The sequence below is a fragment of the Anoxybacillus sp. J5B_2022 genome (assembly GCF_026847645.1).
Classification (GTDB): Bacteria; Bacillota; Bacilli; order Bacillales; family Anoxybacillaceae; genus Anoxybacteroides.
Window position 1 is genome coordinate 1 of sequence record NZ_JAPSMC010000159.1, and the last position, 982, is coordinate 982.

At 40.3% G+C, this 982-nt stretch carries 1 protein-coding gene; it reads left to right on the plus strand.

The window, feature by feature from the left end:
• A partial coding sequence (locus M4I42_RS16960) for a transposase (protein ID WP_268853202.1) occupies positions 1 to 982 on the plus strand: 982 nt, incomplete at both ends.

Here is a 982-nt window from a genome sequence, read left to right on the forward strand (position 1 = left end):
AGCATATCGTGATGCGTGCAATGCGGTGTCGGAAGTGATATACAAAGAAAACACCCTTGTGCAAGCCAAACTTCACAAGATGACGTACCGCAAACTTCGCTCTACATTTGGCTTAAAATCTCAAATGGCGCAGTCTGTGTTAAAAACGGTGATTGCAAAATATAAAACCAACCAAACCAATGGACATAAGCGTTGTCAGATTGCGTTTAAAAAACCGCAAATAGACCTCGTTTTTAATCGAGATTACAGCCTAACCAAAGGGTTGTTTTCCATCAATACGTTAGAAGGACGAATCAAAGTTCCTTTTCAAACGAAAGAACTTGAAACGTATTTCGACGGAACATGGACGTTTGGAACAGCAAAGTTAGTGAATAAACATCAAAAGTGGTTTCTCCATATTCCTGTATCCAAAGAAATGGAAGAAGCAAACCTTCATCACATTTGCCAAGTGGTTGGCGTAGATATGGGCGTAAATTTTCTTGCGACTGTTTATGATTCAAACGGACAGACGCTATTTTTCAAAGGTAGACACATCAAACACAAACGAGCAAAGTATAAACAACTCCGCAGACAACTACAAAAAAAGCAAACTCCGTCTGCTCGTAGAAGATTAAAGAAAATCGGTCAACGAGAAAACCGTTGGATGCAAGATGTCAACCATTGCATCAGTAAGGCACTCGTTGAGCGTTATGGTAAGAACACGCTGTTTGTGTTAGAGGATTTAACAGGTGTTCGCCAAAGAACAGAAAAAGTGTCCGTTAACCATCGGTATGAAATGGTATCTTGGGCGTTTTATGATTTAAGACAAAAAATCGAGTACAAAGCACACAAACACCGAGCGAAAGTGATTGTGGTAGACCCAACATACACATCCCAAACATGTCCAAAATGCGGACATACAGAGAAAGCAAACCGAAATAAGAAAACGCACACGTTTTGTTGTCGAACATGCGGATATACCTCAAACGATGACCGAATTGGT